General features: G+C 64.4%; 16 protein-coding genes. 14 read left to right on the top strand and 2 right to left on the bottom strand.

The features are described from left to right. The first annotated feature begins 126 nt into the window (after positions 1-126). The 14 genes from IDM28_RS07950 (at position 127) to IDM28_RS08015 (ending at position 14020) form a co-directional block, all read left to right on the top strand. Entirely contained in the window at positions 127-1152 is a 1026-nt protein-coding gene (locus IDM28_RS07950) for an NAD(P)H-dependent glycerol-3-phosphate dehydrogenase (RefSeq protein WP_150569687.1), read from the top strand. Positions 1153-1178: 26 nt separating this feature from the next. Continuing rightward, complete coding sequence (locus tag IDM28_RS07955) at positions 1179-1526, top strand: DUF4389 domain-containing protein (protein WP_101318181.1); 348 nt, start codon at positions 1179-1181, stop codon at positions 1524-1526. Continuing rightward, on the top strand, positions 1523-1981 hold the full coding sequence (gene sixA, locus IDM28_RS07960; protein ID WP_188035671.1) for a phosphohistidine phosphatase SixA: 459 nt from the start codon (positions 1523-1525) through the stop codon (positions 1979-1981). The genes IDM28_RS07955 and sixA overlap by 4 nt, the downstream gene beginning before the upstream one ends. 96 nt (positions 1982-2077) lie before the next feature. Continuing rightward, positions 2078-2419 carry a hypothetical protein gene (locus IDM28_RS07965; protein ID WP_101318185.1) on the top strand — a complete coding sequence of 114 codons (342 nt, stop codon included), beginning with the start codon at positions 2078-2080 and terminating at the stop codon, positions 2417-2419. 102 nt (positions 2420-2521) lie between these two features. Further along, positions 2522-3310 carry an alpha/beta fold hydrolase gene (locus IDM28_RS07970; RefSeq protein ID WP_188035672.1) on the top strand — a complete coding sequence of 263 codons (789 nt, stop codon included), beginning with the start codon at positions 2522-2524 and terminating at the stop codon, positions 3308-3310. Continuing rightward, a complete protein-coding gene (locus IDM28_RS07975; RefSeq protein WP_188035673.1) occupies positions 3307-4161 on the top strand; it encodes an alpha/beta hydrolase in 855 nt (284 codons plus the stop codon). The genes IDM28_RS07970 and IDM28_RS07975 overlap by 4 nt, the downstream gene beginning before the upstream one ends. Positions 4162-4270: 109 nt before the next feature. Next, positions 4271-5053 carry a DUF4892 domain-containing protein gene (locus IDM28_RS07980; RefSeq protein ID WP_188035674.1) on the top strand — a complete coding sequence of 261 codons (783 nt, stop codon included), beginning with the start codon at positions 4271-4273 and terminating at the stop codon, positions 5051-5053. Positions 5054-5065: 12 nt separating this feature from the next. Then, entirely contained in the window at positions 5066-6115 is a 1050-nt protein-coding gene (locus IDM28_RS07985; protein WP_101322976.1) for an AI-2E family transporter, read from the top strand. A gap of 114 nt (positions 6116-6229) precedes the next feature. Continuing rightward, complete coding sequence (kdpF, locus tag IDM28_RS07990; protein WP_101318193.1) at positions 6230-6319, top strand: K(+)-transporting ATPase subunit F; 90 nt, start codon at positions 6230-6232, stop codon at positions 6317-6319. A gap of 9 nt (positions 6320-6328) precedes the next feature. Continuing rightward, on the top strand, positions 6329-8023 hold the full coding sequence (kdpA, locus tag IDM28_RS07995; RefSeq protein WP_101318195.1) for a potassium-transporting ATPase subunit KdpA: 1695 nt from the start codon (positions 6329-6331) through the stop codon (positions 8021-8023). A 9-nt stretch (positions 8024-8032) separates the two neighbouring features. After that, entirely contained in the window at positions 8033-10087 is a 2055-nt protein-coding gene (kdpB, locus tag IDM28_RS08000) for a potassium-transporting ATPase subunit KdpB (protein ID WP_188035675.1), read from the top strand. A 10-nt stretch (positions 10088-10097) separates the two neighbouring features. After that, complete coding sequence (kdpC, locus tag IDM28_RS08005; RefSeq protein WP_150569681.1) at positions 10098-10676, top strand: potassium-transporting ATPase subunit KdpC; 579 nt, start codon at positions 10098-10100, stop codon at positions 10674-10676. A gap of 3 nt (positions 10677-10679) precedes the next feature. Further along, a complete protein-coding gene (locus tag IDM28_RS08010; protein ID WP_101318200.1) occupies positions 10680-13334 on the top strand; it encodes a sensor histidine kinase in 2655 nt (884 codons plus the stop codon). After that, positions 13331-14020: a response regulator gene (locus IDM28_RS08015; RefSeq protein ID WP_188035676.1), complete on the top strand. Its 690-nt coding sequence runs from the start codon at positions 13331-13333 to the stop codon at positions 14018-14020. Before IDM28_RS08010 ends, IDM28_RS08015 begins: the two co-directional genes overlap by 4 nt. Positions 14021-14146: 126 nt before the next feature. Here the strand turns inward: IDM28_RS08015 and IDM28_RS08020 are convergent, their stop codons facing one another. Further along, complete coding sequence (locus tag IDM28_RS08020; protein WP_188035677.1) at positions 14147-16207, bottom strand: TonB-dependent receptor; 2061 nt, start codon at positions 16205-16207, stop codon at positions 14147-14149. Positions 16208-16286: 79 nt separating this feature from the next. After that, positions 16287-16691, bottom strand: a complete 405-nt coding sequence (locus IDM28_RS08025; protein ID WP_150569677.1) for a DUF2946 family protein — start codon at positions 16689-16691, stop codon at positions 16287-16289. Positions 16692-16765 lie beyond the last annotated feature (74 nt).

Raw genomic sequence — 16765 nt, forward strand, 5'->3', positions numbered from 1 at the left:
CAGCCCCATCCATGCTGGCTACGCCGTCAGCGAGTAACAGGCTGACACCGCGTGCCTCTGGTTATGCCGCATCTGGCCCGTATAATGCGCCCGTCGCCACTCAACTTTGGCTTTAACGGACTGGATATGACTGAACAGCAACCTGTTGCAGTTCTTGGAGGCGGCAGCTTCGGCACCGCCGTGGCCAACCTGCTGGCCGAAAACGGCAACCCTGTGCGCCAGTGGATGCGCGATCCGGACCAGGCGCAGGCGATGCGCGTCAACCGCGAAAACCCGCGCTACCTCAAAGGTATCCGCTTGCAGGACGGCGTCGAGCCGGTCAATGACCTGCTGGCCACCCTGCAAGCTGCACAACTGATTTTTGTTGCGCTGCCATCCAGCGCCTTGCGCAGCGTCCTGGCGCCGCATGCCGAGCTGCTGCGCGGCAAGTGCCTGGTGAGCCTGACCAAGGGCATCGAGGCGCAGAGCTTCAAGCTGATGAGCCAGATTCTCGAAGAAATCGCCCCCGAGGCGCGTATTGGGGTGCTCTCCGGGCCCAACCTTGCGCGCGAAATCGCCGAACACGCACTGACCGCCACGGTGGTCGCCAGCGAAGACGAAGCGCTGTGCCTGAGCGTGCAAGAGGTACTGCATGGGCGCACCTTCCGCGTCTATGCCAGTGCCGACCGCTTCGGTGTCGAACTGGGCGGCGCACTGAAAAACGTCTACGCGATCATTGCCGGTATGGCCGTGGCGCTGGGCATGGGTGAAAACACCAAGAGCATGCTGATCACCCGCGCGCTGGCCGAAATGACTCGGTTCGCCGTCAGCCTGGGCGCCAACCCGATGACCTTCCTCGGCCTTGCCGGGGTCGGTGACCTGATCGTCACCTGCTCGTCGCCGAAAAGCCGCAACTACCAGGTCGGCTATGCGCTGGGCCAGGGTTTGTCGCTGGAAGAAGCGGTGAGCCGGCTGGGCGAAGTGGCCGAGGGCGTGAACACCATCAAGGTGCTCAAGGCCAAGGCCGATGACGCCCAGGTGTACATGCCACTGGTAGCCGGGCTGCATGCGATCCTGTTCGAAGGGCGCACCTTGAATCAGGTCATCGAACACCTGATGCGCGCGGAACCGAAAACCGACGTCGACTTCATTTCCACCAGCGGCTTCAACTAAACGCTGAGCACAGCAAGGAGCAATACATGAGCGATACCCCCGAGCGCGTGGAGCGCGAATCGATCATCCTGCGGGTGCTGTGGATGCTCGTGTTCCTGGTGGTCTGGCAGTTGGCCGAATTACTGCTGGCCGGCCTGGTGCTGGTGCAGCTGATCTACCGTCTGGTCTACGGCGCGCCGAGTGCCAGCCTGATGAACTTTGGCGACAGCCTGAGCCAGTTTCTGGCGCAGATCGGTCGCTTTGGCACCTTTCACAGCGATCGCAAGCCGTGGCCGTTTTCCGATTGGCCAACCCCACGCGCACCCGAGGGTGAGGCGCCACACGTTGTAGCGGCCGCGCCCCATCCGGTGCGTGATGAGGAGCCCAAGCTGTGAAACTGTGGATCCTGCGTCACGGCGAAGCCGAGCCACGTGCTAATAGCGATGCCGAACGGCGCCTGACCAGCCACGGCCGCGAGCAGGTCCTGTACAGCGCAGCGCGGCTGCTGGGGCAACCACTGCAGGCGATTCTGGTGAGCCCTTACGTGCGTGCTCAGCAAACCGCTGCATTGGTGCAGGAAACCCTCGATTTTGCTCAGCCGCTGCGTACGGTGGCCTGGCTCACCCCAGAAAGCAGCGTGCGTGAAGCCATCACCGAGCTTGAACAATTGGGCTTTGAGCACGTCTTGCTGGTCAGCCACCAGCCGCTGGTAGGCGCATTGGTCGGCATGCTTGAGCACGGCCATTTGCAACAGCCGGCAGCCATGAGCACCGCCAGCCTGGCCGAGCTGGAAGGGGACTGGCCGTTGCCTGGTTTGATGTCACTGAAAGCCTTGAGTCATCCCGGCTAGCCTGCGGCAACTGGCATTTTTGCCAGTTGCCTGGGCGTTCGGCTGATTACTAGCGTTGATCGCGTGAGAGTCGAACCGTGTAACAGGGAGTAGTGGATGAGTAGTCGACGTCTTGAATTGGTGAGCTCGGTGAGCCCACAGCGTGTGCTGGACAAACTGAACGAGCATGGCGTGCCGGACTTTGCCGAGCACCGTTTGCTGCAGGATTGCGCGGATGCCAGCTTCAATCGCCTGCTGGGCAAGTGCGAAGGCCAATATGAGCTTGAGCAACTGCGCCAGGCGAGCATTCGTATGGCGCATCTGCTGCAGACCAGCTGCCTTGCGCTGCGCCGCTCCAAGCTGGAAGAAGCGGACAAGGCCCAGGCTCGCGAGGCACTCGAGTATCAATTGGCCTACATGCAGGCGTGCCTGCGCCGGTCGATGGCCAGCTTCGATTGAACCGGCGATGACCTGAACGCCCTTGGCGATGACCTATCCGGACGTTGCCGCCGCCGCTGCGCTTGCCGACAATGGGCACTCTTTTCGTGAGAGCAGGCGGCCATGTCGCAGCAAATCTTCTTCGCCCACGCCAATGGCTTCCCCTCGGCCACCTACGGCAAGCTGTTTGCTGCGCTCGCGCCGGACTATCAGGTTCAGCATCTGCTCCAGCACGGCCACGACCCGCGCTTCCCGGTCGATGACAACTGGCTCAACCTGGTCGATGAACTGCTCCACCACCTGGCCCAGCAGCCAGGGCCGGTGTGGGGTGTTGGCCATTCTCTGGGCGGGGTATTGCACCTGCACGCGGCGCTGCGCTGCCCGCACTATTACCGCGGCGTGGTCATGCTCGATTCGCCAGTGTTGACCCGCGCCGATCAGTGGCTGCTGCGCACGGCCAAACGTTTTGGCTTCATCGACCGCATTACCCCGGCCGGGCGTACCCTGAACCGCCGCGCTGTGTTTGCTGATCGGGACAGTGCGCGGGGCTACTTCACTGGCAAGACGCTGTTCCGTCATTTTGACCCAGACTGCCTCGAGGCCTATCTGGAGCATGGCTTGGAAGCAGCTGAGGGCGGCCTGCGCCTGCGCTTCGATCCCGCCACCGAGATCAGCATCTATCGCAGTATCCCGCACTTGAGCCCGGCACCGGCGCGCCAACTGCAGGTGCCGCTGGCCATGGTTCGCGGCGATCGCAGCCGGGTGATCCGCCGTCATCACGCCTTTGCCGTGCGCAGCATGCCGCTGGGCGAATACCACAGCGTGCCGGGCGGGCATATGTTCCCGCTGGAGCGCCCCGCTGATACCGCCAGCTTGATCAAAGGACTGTTTGATCGTTGGGGGCAGCCATGAGCGCGCAGGTCGAGGAAATCCGGCTCAATCTGGGCCACATCGAATTGGCAGCTCATCTGTTTGGCCCGGAGGATGGCGAGCCGGTGATCGCGCTGCACGGCTGGCTGGACAATGCCAACAGCTTCGCCCGGCTGGCGCCGCTGCTGCGCGGGTTGCGTATCGTTGCGCTGGACCTGGCTGGCCATGGCTATTCAGAGCATCGCCCGGCGGGTGCCAGCTATGCGCTGGCCGATTATGCCCACGATGTCGTTCGGGTTGCCGAGCAGCTCGGCTGGCAGCGCTTTGGCCTGCTCGGCCATTCGCTGGGCGCAATCATTTCGGCGCAGCTGGCCGGAGCGCTGCCAGAGCGGATCAGTCGCTTGCTGCTGATCGACGGCGTGCTGCCGCCTACCGGCGCCGAGCAGGATGCTGCGCAGCGGCTGGGCATGGCCCTGCAGGCGCAGTTGCGCCTGGACAGCAAGCGCAAGTCGATCTATCCGAGCCTCGAACAAGGCATCGAGGCGCGTATGAAGGGTATGGTCGCGGTCAGCCGTGAAGCCGCCGAACTGCTCGCTCAACGCGGCCTGATGCCGGTGCCGGGCGGCTACAGCTGGCGCAGCGACAGCCGTCTGACCCTGCCGTCGCCAGCGCGCTTGAGTGATGCGCAGGCCATGGCCTTTGTTCAGCGCATCGAATGCCCGACCTGCCTGGTGGTTGCGGCGGATGGCATGCTCGCGCGGCACACGGCGCTGCTGGAGCAGCTACCCTTCGAGCAGGTGCGCCTGCCTGGCGGTCATCACTTGCACCTGAACGACGAGCAGGGCGCGACCCTTGTCGCAGACTGTATCAATCGCTTCTGCGGGTTTTCTTGACTTGCTTCGGACAAGTGCCGAGGCTTGGCAGGTTGAACAGGGAGACAACCATGGACATGCCTGACATTTACCCCCTCGCCACCCACGCCGCCAGCGGCAAGGGAGGCCGATGAGTATTCGAATTCTGGTTGCCGGCTGCCTGGGTCTTGCCAGCCCGCTGCTGTGGGCCGGCAGCCTGCCAGTGCCGCTGGACGCCAAGATAGTCGATCAGCGCCCGGCGCTGGAGCAGGAGCGGGTTTACCCACTCGGCCCGTTGCGCAAGATCAGCGGCCGGCTGCGGGTTGACGACAAGGTCGAGAGCCGTGGCCAGGTCAGTTCCGTGACCTACCAGCTGCCCGCCGAACGCACCGCACGCGAAGCCTTTACCAGCGCCCGCGAAGCACTGCAGGAGGAGGGCGGTTATCCGCTGTTCTGGTGTGAAAAACGCGACTGTGGCGAAGCCAGCCTGTGGGCCAACGAGGTGTTCAAGAACGCCAGGCTCAACGGTGGCGATGAGCAGCAGGCGTTTATCCTGCTGCGCCGCTCGGCTGAGGAAGCCGATACGCTGGTTGCCTTGTACAGCGTCACCGCGGGCAACAAGCGGGTCTACCTGCACGTCGAAGAGTTCGTTGCCGAGTCGCCATTGGGCGAGCTGCTGCCGACCTCGGCTACGGTCATGCGTGAGCTGCGCGACACCGGCAAGCTTGACTATCCTGACCTGACGGCACCGTTGCCGGCCTGGGTGACCCTGCTCGGTCGCAGCCTGAATCTGGACAGCACTTTGCGCGTCAGCCTGAGTGGCAAGCAGGCTGAAGATTGGCGCGAGCAGTTGGTCAAGATGGGCGTACGCGCTGCACGGCTGGAGGTCGGCACTGCCGAGACCGAGGGGTTGCATCTGGAATTGATTCGTTAAATGAGTGCACCTGTGGCCAACAATGATCGCCTGCTGGTACAGATTCTGCTGTTGGCGCTGCTGGGCGCCGGCTTGTGGGTAATGGCGCCGTTCATCTCGGCACTGCTGTGGGGCGCAATCCTGGCGTTTGCCAGCTGGCCGCTGATGCGCCTGCTCACCCGTTGGCTGGGCGGACGTGAAACCCTGGCTGCGGCGGTGCTGACCACCCTGTGGATTCTGATCGTGGCGCTGCCGCTGGTGTGGCTCGGCTTCAACCTGGCTGACCATATTCGCGATGCCACGGCGTTTATCCGCGATGTGCAGGTCGATGGCCTGCCCGAGGCACCGGCCTGGCTGGGCAGCATTCCGCTGGTCGGTGAGCGCCTGCTAACCTGGTGGAACTCCCTTGACCAGCAGGGTGCGGCGCTGCTGGCATCGGCCAAACCTTACTTCGGCCAGGTCGGCAACTGGCTGCTGGCGCGCAGCGCGCAAATTGGCGGCGGCGTGCTCGAGCTGTCGTTGAGCCTGGTCTTTGTATTCTTCTTCTACCGCGACGGCCCGCGGCTGGCGGCATTTGTCCTGCGCCTGCTGCAGCGGCTGATCGGCGAGCGCGCCGAGTACTACCTGGAACTGGTCGCCGGCACCGTGCAGCGCGTAGTCAACGGCGTGATCGGCACGGCGGCGGCGCAAGGCCTGCTGGCGATGATCGGTTTCCTCATCGCTGGCGTGCCGGGGGCGATTGTGCTCGGTCTGGTGACCTTCATGCTCAGCCTTATTCCGATGGGGCCGCCGCTGGCGTGGCTGCCCGCCACCGCGTGGCTGGTGTGGCAGGGGCACTACGGCATGGCAGTGTTTCTCGGTATCTGGGGCACCTTCGTCATCAGCGGCGTGGACAACGTGCTCAAACCGTACCTGATCAGCCGTGGCGGCAATCTGCCGCTGGTGATCGTGCTGCTCGGGGTATTCGGCGGCCTGATCGCGTTTGGCTTCATCGGCCTGTTCATCGGCCCGACCCTGCTCGCCGTGGCCTACAGCCTGTTGCTGGACTGGAGCCGCAGCACTCAGCCGAGCGTGCAACCCTAGCAGGCTTTACGCTTTCTTTATGCGCTGAACCAGCGCTCGCTCTCGTTCCTTTACGGCCATCCCCCGGACAATCCTTGCAAAGCGGCCCACGCCGCATTCCGGGGAGATTGGCTCATGTACATGCTTGAAGGCGTGTCACTGCTCTTGGCAGTGGCGTTGGCGGTTTACCTGCTGGTCGCGCTGTTGCGCGCCGACCACAGCTAGGGAGCGGCCATGCACAGTTATGACTTCGCCTTGCTGCTGGCGTTTTTTGCCATCGTGCTGCTGCCCGCGCCTTGGCTCGGGCGCTTCTACTACAAGGTCATGGAAGGCCAGCGCACCTGGCTGTCGCCGGCGCTCGGCCCGCTGGAGCGCGGCTGCTACCGGCTGGCGGGCGTCCAGGCCGAGCAGGAGCAGAGCTGGAAGCAGTACGCGCTGGCCCTGCTGACGTTCAACCTGGCCGGGTTTGTCCTGCTGTTCGCCGTGTTGATGCTGCAGGGTTACCTGCCACTCAATCCGCAACGCTTGCCGGGCCAGGACTGGTCATTGGCATTGAACACGGCGGTGAGCTTTGTCACCAACACCAACTGGCAGGCCTACAGTGGCGAAGCGTCGCTTAGTTACCTGAGCCAGATGCTCGGCCTGACCGTGCAGAACTTCGTCAGCGCCGCGACCGGCCTGGCCGTGCTGGTCGCGCTGTGCCGCGGGATTGCCCGGCGTTCGGCGACAACGGTCGGCAACTTCTGGGTCGACATGACCCGCGCCACCCTCTACGGCCTGTTGCCGCTGTGCCTGCTGCTGGCGCTGTTGCTGGTGTGGCAGGGCGTGCCACAGACCTTTGCCGATTACGCCCATGCCGTGACCCTGCAAGGCGCTGACCAGACTATCCCGCTCGGGCCGGCCGCAAGCCAGATCGCAATCAAGCAACTGGGCACCAATGGCGGCGGCTTCTTTGGTGTCAACTCGGCCCATCCGTTCGAAAACCCCACGGCCTGGAGCAACCTGTTCGAGCTGGGGTCGATCATCCTGATCCCGGTGGCGCTGGTGTTCACCTTCGGCCACTACGTCAAGGACCTGCGCCAGAGCCGGGCGATTCTCGCCTGCATGCTGGCGCTGTTCCTGATCGGCGGGGCTACTGCGCTGTGGGCCGAGTACCAGCCCAATCCAGCGCTGATCAGTGAGCAGGTGCAGCAGTCGGCACCGATGGAGGGCAAGGAAAGCCGCTTCGGTACCACCGGCTCGGTGCTCTGGACAGTCACCACTACCGCCGCTTCCAACGGCTCGGTGAACGCCATGCACGACAGCCTCAACCCGCTGACCGGGATGGTCGCGATGCTCAACATGATGGTCGGCGAGGTAATCTTCGGCGGCGTGGGTGCGGGCCTCTACGGCATGCTCCTGTTCGTCTTGATTGCAGTGTTTCTGGCGGGGCTGATGATCGGTCGCACGCCTGAATATCTGGGCAAGAAGCTGCAAGCGCGGGAAGTCCAACTGCTGGTGGCGACCTTGCTGGTGATGCCGCTTGGTGTGCTGGTGCTCGGCGCCCTCGCAGCCAGCCTGCCAGGCCCTGCCGGTGCGGTCAGCAACCCCGGCGCGCACGGCTTCAGTCAGCTGCTCTACGCCTACACCTCTGGCACCGCCAACAACGGCTCGGCCTTCGCCGGCTTTGGCGCCAACACGGTGTACCACAACGTCATGATCGCTTTGGCCATGCTCATTGGCCGCTTCGGCTACATCCTGCCGGTGCTGGCCCTGGCCGGCAGCCTGGCGGCGAAGAACCGCGCACCGCAAGGGCAGAACAGCTTCCCCACCCATGGCCCGCTGTTCACCGGTTTGCTGCTGGTGATCATCCTGCTGATGGGCGGCCTGACCTTCCTGCCAAGCCTGGCCCTGGGGCCGATTGCCGAACAACTGAGCCTGGGTTTCTGAGGAATCAACATGAACATGCCTATTGCTCAAGTCCAGGCGCCACGCCCTGGCACTGATCAGACCCGCTTCGCCGCACTGTGGCGGCCCGCCCTGATCCAGGCGCTGGTCAAGCTCGACCCGCGTCAGCTCAAGCGTTCCCCGGTGATGCTGGTGGTGGCGCTGACGGCGCTGCTGACTACGCTGCTGTGTTTTGCGCCAGAGAGCGGTGTCAGCACTGCGGTAGCGATCCAGATCGCGCTGTGGCTGTGGTTCACCGTGCTGTTCGCCAACTTTGCCGAAGCGCTGGCCGAGGGGCGCGGCAAGGCACGCGCCGACAGCCTCAAGGCCGGCAGCCAGGGCTTGAATGCGCAGCGCCGGCGTGCCGATGGCAGCTTCGAAACGGTTGCCGCCAGCGCGCTACGCAAAGACGATGTGGTCAAGGTGGTGGCCGGCGAGCTGATTCCCGGCGACGGCGAGGTGCTCGAAGGCATCGCGGCGGTCAATGAGGCGGCCATCACTGGCGAATCGGCGCCGGTCATCCGCGAGTCCGGTGGGGACCGCTCCGCCGTCACCGGCAACACCCGGCTGGTCTCCGACTGGCTGCTCATCCGCATCACCAGCAACCCGGGCGAATCGACCCTGGACCGCATGATCGCCCTGGTCGAAGGCGCCAAGCGACAGAAGACCCCGAACGAGATTGCCCTCGACATCCTGCTGATCGGCTTGACCCTGATCTTCTTGATCGTAGTGGTGACCTTGCAGCCCTTCGCCCGCTTTGCCGGCGGCAGCCTGCCGTTGATCTTCCTCGCCGCGCTGCTGGTGACGCTGATCCCGACCACCATTGGTGGCCTGCTTTCGGCTATCGGCATCGCCGGCATGGACCGGCTGGTGCGGCTCAACGTGATTGCCCGCTCCGGGCGAGCAGTGGAGGCGGCCGGTGACGTGCATACGCTGATGCTCGACAAGACCGGCACCATCACCTTCGGCAACCGCCGCTGCAGCGCGCTGCACACAGCGCCGGCGGTAACGGCCAAGGAGCTGGGCGAGGGTGCCTTGCTGGCGTCGCTTGCCGACGACACCGCCGAGGGCAAGTCGATTGTCGAATACCTGCGCCAGTTGCACGACTTCAACGAGCCGAGCGCCGATCAATTCAGCCCGGTGGCGTTCAGCGCCGAGACACGGCTGTCGGGCGTCGACTTCGAGCAGCGCCGCTACCGCAAGGGCGCCGTCGATGCGGTGCTGGGCTTTGTCGGTATCGAGCGCTTGCAGATGCCATCGGCGCTGGCCAAGGAAGTCGAGCGCATTGCCCAGAGTGGCGGCACGCCGCTGCTGGTGTGCGTCGACCAGCGCCTGCTCGGCGTGATCCACCTCAAGGACGTGGTCAAGCCAGGCATCCGCGAGCGCTTCGCCGAACTGCGCAAGCTTGGCATCCGCACGGTGATGGTGACCGGCGACAACCCGCTGACCGCTGCTGCCATCGCCGCCGAAGCCGGCGTCGATGATGTACTGGCCGAAGCCACCCCGGAGAAAAAGCTGGCGCGCATTCGCCAAGAGCAAAACGACGGCCGCTTGGTCGCCATGTGCGGCGACGGTGCCAACGATGCGCCGGCGCTGGCCCAGGCCGATGTCGGCATGGCCATGAACGACGGCACCCAGGCCGCGCGTGAGGCGGCCAACATGGTCGACCTCGACAGCGACCCGACCAAGCTGCTCGACGTGGTCCAGGTCGGCAAGGAGTTGCTGGTCACCCGCGGTGCGTTGACCACCTTCTCGATCGCCAACGACGTGGCCAAGTACTTCGCCATCCTGCCGGCGCTGTTTGCCGCGATCTACCCGCAACTGGGCGTGCTCAACCTGATGCAGCTGGCCAGCCCGCAGAGCGCGATTCTCTCGGCGATCGTGTTCAACGCACTGATCATTGTCGCGCTGATCCCCTTGGCACTGCGTGGGGTGAGGGTGCAGGCAGCGAGTGCCGCCCATCTGCTACGGCGCAATTTGCTGATCTACGGTGTCGGCGGCCTGATCGTGCCGTTTGCCGGGATCAAGCTGATCGACATGCTGCTCAATGCCCTGCACCTGGTCTGAGGAGGCCGTTATGACTACTTACCTTCGCCCGGCCCTGAGCCTGGTTGTATTGATGACAGTGATCACTGGCGCGCTTTATCCGCTGGCGGTGACGGCGGTTGCGCAAGTGGCCTTCCCCACGCAGGCCAACGGCAGCCTGGTGCACGACGAGCAGGGCCAGGTGCGCGGCTCGGCGCTGATCGCCCAACCGTTCACTGGCGATGGCTGGTTCCACCCACGTCCGTCTGCGGCGGCGTATGCCACCGTGGCCAGTGGCGCGAGCAATCTGGCGCCGAGCAATCCGGCTCTGGCCGAGCGGGTCAAGGCAGACGCAGGCACGCTGTATCGCGCCGAGTTGGGGCCGGTACCGCAAGCCCTGCTGACCACCTCGGCCAGCGGTCTCGACCCGCACCTGTCGCCGCAAGCGCTGGCGTATCAGATCCCCCGAGTGGCGGCGGCGCGCAAACTGCCGGTAGAGCGCTTGCAAGGGCTGATCGAAGAGGCCACCCTGCAGCCATTGATCGGCCCACCGGTGGTCAACGTGCTGGCGCTGAATCAGGCGCTGGAGCAATTGACCCGCTGTGCTGATCACCGCAATTGTGAAGGATGAAACATGAGTGACTCTGCCCGCGCCGACGCGCTGTTGGCCAACCTGCCGCGCGCCGGGCGTGGCCGGCTCAAGGTATTTCTCGGTGCAGCGCCCGGGGTGGGCAAGACCTACGCCATGCTCCAGGCCGCCCACGCCCAGCAGCGCCAAGGGGTGCAGGTGGTGGCCGGGGTGGTCGAAACCCACGGCCGGGCCGAGACCGAGGCGCTGCTCGGCGGCTTGCTCCAGCAGCCGCTGCTGCGCAGCCAATACCGGGGAGTCACTCTTGAGGAAATGGACCTCGACGGCTTGCTGCGCGCCAGTCCCGAGCTGGCTCTGGTCGACGAACTGGCCCACAGCAACGCCCCCAACAGCCGCCATGCCAAGCGCTGGCAGGATGTGCAGGAGCTGCTCGCGGCCGGCATCGATGTCTACACCACGGTCAACGTGCAGCATCTGGAAAGCCTTAACGACAAGGTTCGCGACATCACCGGTGTGCAGGTCCGCGAAACCCTGCCCGACTGGGTGCTGCAGGAAGCCTTCGAACTGGTGCTGATCGACCTGCCACCGCGCGAACTGCTGCAGCGCCTGCGCGAAGGTAAGGTCTACGTGCCCGAGCAGGCCCGCGCCGCCATCGATGCGTTCTTCTCGCAGACCAACCTCAGTGCCCTGCGGGAGCTGGCCATGCACACCGCCGCGGCGCAGGTGGATGCCGACCTGGCCCACGGCTATCGCCAGCTTGGCCAGGAAGCGCCGGCCCTGCGTGGTCGCTTGCTGGTCGGCGTCGACGGCGATCAGCAAGCCGAGCGGCTGGTCCGCCACGCCTGCCGCGTGGCCCAGCGCCGGCATTTGCCGTGGAGCCTGGTGCATGTCGACAACGGCAAGCTGCGCGACGAAAGCGCCCGCCAGCGTCTGCAAAGCGCGCAGCAACTGGCTGAGCGGCTGGGTGGCGAGGTAGTGCTGTTGCGCGCCGGCGAAGTCGCGAGGACCTTGCTCCAGCATGCCGCCGAGCGCCGTGCCAGCCTGGTGCTGGTGGGGCAGTCGCGTGATCGTCTGCGCCGGCGCCTGTTCGGTGCCGGTGTCGCTGCGCGGCTGCTGCGCGAAAACCACGGCCTGGAAATCAACGTGCTCGACCGCGAGGCGCAGCCACCCGCACCGCGCACGGCAGCGAAGCGGGTGTGGATCTGGCGGCACTATCTGCTGGCGCTACTCGCCACTGCGCTTGCCGCAGGCCTGGCCTGGGCGGTGTCCAGCGTGCTGGCGTTGCCGAATATCTCGCTGGTATTCCTCGCCGCCGTGCTGCTGGTGGCGGTGCGCAGCAGCCTCGGCCCGGCGCTGGCGTGCGCGGTGCTGTCGTTTGTCAGCTATGACTTTCTGTTCATCCCGCCCAACTTCTCTCTGAGCATTCAGCGCGAAGAGGATGTGCTGACGCTGGTGTTCTTCCTGCTGATGGCCGCGCTCACCGGCAACCTCGCCGCGCGCCAGCGGCGCCAGTTGCAGGCCTTGCGCGAGACCCAGGCGCAGACCAGTCAACTGCTCGACCTGTCACGCAAGCTCACCGTCGCCACCGACCGCCAGGCAGTATTCAGCGCCGCCAGCCAGCACCTCGACGGCTGGCAGGATCTGCACGTATGCCTGCTCGAGCGAGGTAGCGAAGGCCTGCTGCAAGCTGCCAACGGCCAGTTGCCCGGCTTGAGCGACACCGAGCGCGCTGCCGCTGACTGGGCCTGGCAGCACGGCCAGGCCGCTGGCCACGGTAGCGACACCTTGCCCAATGGTCGCTGGTGGTGGTGGCCGCTGTTGGTCGATGAGCAACCGCTGGCCCTGCTCGGCGTACGTCCACGTGACAACGCGGCCCTCACAGCCCAGCGCCGACGCCTGCTGATGGCGCTGGCCCAGCCGCTGGCGCAGGCCCTGGCCCGTGCGCGCCTCGGCGAACAACTCGAAGCTGCGCGGCTGCACGGCGAAACCGAACAGCTGCGCAGCGCCTTGCTGGCCTCGGTGTCACACGACCTGCGCACACCGCTGACCGCTATGCGCGGCGGCATCGATAGCCTGCTTGCGCTCGGCGATGCGATCCCGCCCGACGACCGCCGCGAATTGCTCGAAGGCACCCGCGATGAAGCCGAGCGCCTCGACCGCTACATCCAGAATCTGCTCGACATGACCCGCCTCGGTCACGGCAGTCTCAAGCTCGCGCGTGACTGGGTGGCCCCGGCCGATATCGTCGCCAGCGCCCTGCAGCGTCTGCGCGCGGTGCTGGCGCCGCTGCGGGTCAGCACCGATGTGCCGAGCGAGCTGCCGCTGCTGTTCGTGCACGCTGCCTTGATCGAACAGGCGCTGGTCAACGTGCTGGAAAACGCCGCGCGCTTTTCACCCCCAGATGGCCGCCTGCAACTGCAGGTCGACGTGCGTGATGAGCAACTGTGCCTGGCCGTCAGCGATCAAGGCCCCGGCATCCCCGAAGCTGAACGCGAAAAGATCTTCGACATGTTCTACACCGCCGCCCGCGGCGACCGCGGCGGGCAGGGCACTGGCCTCGGCCTGGCCATCTGCCAGGGCATGATCGGCGCCCACGGCGGCAGCATCCAGGTGGCTGACGGCATCGATGGCCACGGCACCTGCATCACTCTATGCTTGCCATTGCCCCCACAGCCCACCGCCGAAAGCCAGGACTCATGAGCCAAACTGCCACCTTGCTGGTCATCGACGACGAACCGCAGATTCGCAAGTTCCTGCGCATCAGCCTGAGCTCGCAAGGCTACAAGGTCATCGAAGCCGCCACCGGCGGCGAAGGCCTGGCCCAGGCGGCCTTGGCCAAACCCGACCTGATCGTGCTCGACCTCGGCCTGCCAGACATGGATGGCCAGCAGGTGCTGCGCGAATTGCGCGAGTGGAGCTCGGTGCCGGTGATGGTGCTGTCGGTGCGGGCCAGCGAGCTGCAAAAGGTCGATGCCCTGGATGGCGGCGCCAACGACTACGTCACCAAACCGTTCGGCATTCAGGAGTTTCTCGCCCGCATTCGCGCCCTGTTGCGCCAGGTGCCACAGGGTAGCGCCGCGCTGGCCAGTGCCAGCTTCGGGCCGCTGCTGGTGGACTTCGCCTACCGCCGCGTGACCCTCGATGGCAGCGAAATAGCGCTGACCCGCAAGGAGTACGCACTGTTGGCGCAACTGGCCGGGCACCCCGGGCGAGTGATCACCCAGCAGCAACTGCTCAAGGATATCTGGGGGCCGAGCCACGTCGACGATACGCACTACCTGCGGATCGTGGTTGCGCATGTGCGGCAGAAGCTGGGCGATGACCCTACTGCGCCACGGTTTATCGTGACTGAGCCTGGGGTGGGGTATCGGTTGTTGGTGCCGTAAGCCCGTACTTTGCAACACCGCTTCGGCGCTTGATCGCGATTGAGTAATACGAGTTGTGGATACTCGTGAACCGCATTTGCATGCAGTCCCGAGCATTCCGATTCAATTGTGACGAAGATGTGCAGCCTAGAAGTCGACCGTCAACCCCGCATACAACGCTCGCCCATCACCAGGCGAGTGCAGTGAGTCTTTAGCCCCATCCGGGTCATACCAGGCATATTCGTAATAACGGTCGGTGAGGTTCTTGAGCTGCAGGTCAACGCTCAACGTCTCGGTGAACGTGTAAGTCGCTCCGATATTCATCAACACATAACCGCCGTACGTACCTTGAGTGTTTTCCCGCTCAAGATAGTAGTTGGTCTGCCCATTCATCCACGCAGTCAACTGCAACGCTTGCGTCGCCTGGTAACTGATACCGGTATTCCACAAATGATGCGGAACATGGTCAATTTCCTTGCCTTTACTCTGTGGCAAGGCGCTACTCGGCTCGAGGATTTTCGAGTATTGCCATGAATACGAAGCCCACACTTCGGTACGTTCGTCCGGGTGCAGGTTGACCTGCAGGTCGTAACCCCAGCGGCGGGTTTCACCGACGTTGTCGGACTCCCCGCTGGGGTCGTTGAGGCGGCGGCTGACTTCGCCGGTGGCGTCCTGGCGCCAGTAGGCGACGCGGCCATCAACCCAGCTGGCGGGGGTGAACTTTATGCCGGTTTCCCAGCCTTCGTTGATCGACGGTTGCAGGTCTTCATTGCGCGGCGGCACCTTGTAGGCTGCAGCGCCGCTGCCGACCTGGAACGTGCGGCCCCAGTTGGCGTAGACGCTGGCATACTGCCAGGGCGAATAGACCACACTGAGCTTGGGTTGCTTGATCAGCCCGTAGTCGTTGATGTCGGAGGTTTGCCCGGTGAGTTGGTTGGTGAAGTTGCCGCTGATCTTGTCGACGCGATAGGCCGGCACGATCTTCAGCGACTCGATCGGTTCGATCTCGGCCTGTACGTAAGCGCCGACCGTGTTGAAATCGAAGGCCTGGTCGCGGGTCTGTGCCTGGCGTACGCGCTGGACGGTGCGATAGCGCTCGCTGCGGTTGTCCTGCTTCTGCACGTCGCTGCCGCCTTCCAGGGCAAAGCCGTGCAGCCAATCTACTTCTGGCCGCCAGGTCAGCGAGGTGAGGGCGCCGTACTGGGTTTCATAGGCATCGCGCTCTTGCTGCGCGCTGGTGCGCCAGTACTGGGTCCAGCGCCGATCATCGAAGGTATTCAGGTAGGTCTTGGCCGACCAGGCGAGGGTCTCGGCCAGGTCGGTGTCGAAGTGCACGCTGAGCTGGTTCATGCGCCGGGTGCCTTTGTCGCTGGCGTTGAAGTCGTTGCTCATGCGCGGGTGCTGGCGGGCATCGGCTTCGCTCAAGTAACCCGCTTCCTGTGCGTCGGCTTCGTAATGGCGGGCGCTAAGGCCGAGACGGTAGCTGCCGTCGTCGGGGGTATAGAACCACTTGCCGCTGAAGCTGTAGCGCTCGGTATCTGCATGCTCGCGATAGCCGTCGACCTGCTGGCGGGCGAAGAAGTAGTTCTGCGTCCAGTTGCTGGTTTCGATGCCCTTGGCCAGTTGCACTTCACGGGTGTTGAAGCTGCCGTAGCGCAGGCGTGCCTTGTTGTAGTTGCCGCCACTGCGGGTATTGATATTGACGTTGCCGGCGATGTTGTTGAGGCCATAGCGCGGATCGCTGGTACCGCGCACGACCTCGACGCTGTCGATGTCCAGCGGGAACACCGAGTCGATGAAGGGCATGTTGCCGTCATTGGTATTGCTCGGGATGCCGTCGATCAGCAGCTTTACGGCGTTGACTTCGCCTTCCCCATTGAAGCCGCGAAACGACAACTTGCCCGAGGTGGTGCCTTGGTTGAAGCCGGTGAGCATCACGCCCGGTGCACGGTTGAACAGCTCCCAGCTGTAGGCAACGGGCATCTTCTCGAGAATGTCGCCGCCAAGAATATCTACTGAACTGAGCACACTGCTGGTCGCCAGCGGCCCGCTACCGGTGCCGGAGACGGTAACGGCGCCGAGGGTCAGGGTGGAATTGTCGGCAGGCACAGCCTGAGCAATGGCTTGGGACAGTGGGCAGAGCGTGGCGGCACAGGTAATGGCAAGCACGGGCACGACGCTACGTGCAGTACGAAGGTACGCAGGCATGAATAAAGGTTCCTGACAGAAAAGCCGGAGACGACCGTGCTGCGCAGTTCGCGCGCACGATCATTTGCTTGGCGACGATTCAGGTCAGCGGCGGGGCGCGTGGGGTGAGGTTCGGCCACTGCTGGCGCGGCAGCGGCAACTCCGGGCGCTGGCCGAGCAACAGGGCGTCTGGCCAGAAGCGCGGCAACAGGTGTTTGAAGTAGGCGCCTGGCAGCGCCGCTTGGCCGGTATGGCCACAGCAGCAATCACCGGCCTGGGGCTTGATCTCGCCGTGCCCGGAGAAGTCTGGCAACTCCAGCTTGAGTTGCGCCAGCACCGATTTGGGCAAACTCTGCCCGCCATGCAGGCTGCAGAAGCTGCCGAAGATCAGTGATTCATCCAGGGGGGGCTCACGCAGGGCACGGTCGAGCGGCATCGCCAGCAAGTTGAACAACACTGCGCAACAGGCGAGTAGCAAGAGGTAAGGGTGCAGGCGTGACCGCATCGGCGTTACCAGAAAAGTAGGCGCGCATTAAGCCGCATTTGGCTGGGCCTGTAAAAGTGTCTTGATGCGCTATG

The sequence above is a fragment of the Pseudomonas sp. EZ-C24 genome (assembly GCF_014525325.1).
Lineage (GTDB): Bacteria > Pseudomonadota > Gammaproteobacteria > Pseudomonadales > Pseudomonadaceae > Aquipseudomonas > Aquipseudomonas shirazensis.